The organism is Flavonifractor sp. An306 (assembly GCF_002159455.1).
In the GTDB taxonomy this organism is placed as follows: Bacteria; Bacillota; Clostridia; order Oscillospirales; family Oscillospiraceae; genus Flavonifractor.
The window spans coordinates 1-734 of record NZ_NFIQ01000238.1; the positions used below are offsets into that span (position 1 = coordinate 1).

Sequence of the window (734 nt, forward strand, 5' to 3'; positions counted from 1 at the left end):
TCTGGGCGGTGTAGCTGTTGATCTGCTCCTCGCTGTCGGTGCTGACCCGGCAGTAAGCCGCCACCCGCTGCCTGCCATGGAGTCTCGTCTTGTTGCCTGCTACATTGGAGCGTAATGCCGGAATACGGTGGACGGTGCGTTCCAGTGATGATTGTTCCATTTTGCTGTCCTTTCTGTTCCTAATCAGAAGTGCACGGTGATTGCGTTATCTGTTCCGATTATGATATGGGAGACCGTTCGTTCGAAGCGTTCCCAGTCGATTTGGTCGGGCTGCGTTTGGCTTACAGCCATATCCACACCATCATCACAGCAGGCATACCGGGCAGCTGCCCCTTGCAGGATGTGGGAGAGAGCCTCCTTACCGTCTCCTGGCTGTTCCAACGCCCGGTTAATGGCATTGGCCAGGCGAACAGCCTCCGCAGAGGGCGCGTATGGCTTACATATGGGTTTTTCATGTGCCGCAAGCTGCCGTGCCGTCTGCGCAAGCAGTTCCTCCTTCCCGACAACAAATGCGTTTCTGCAGGCAGAACATTTCAGATGGACGTTTCCGGTATGCCCGATTGGCCCTCCGGTTCGGAGCAGGCGAGTCTGACAGCATCCGCTTCGCAGCTTTTGCCATAAGCCATCCGATTCCGTCCGGCGTGGAAACTTCCCACTTGTCTTTTCTGAGATCTTTTCCTGCACTTGCTGGAAGGTATCTTGGTCAATAATGGGTGGGTATCCATTTTCCCCGG

1 protein-coding gene is annotated in these 734 nt (G+C 55.3%); it reads right to left on the bottom strand.

From position 1 onward, the window contains the following. Nucleotides 1–183: 183 nt before the first annotated feature. A partial coding sequence (locus B5F88_RS19865; protein ID WP_087937088.1) for a recombinase occupies nt 184–734 on the bottom strand: 551 nt, incomplete at its 5' end.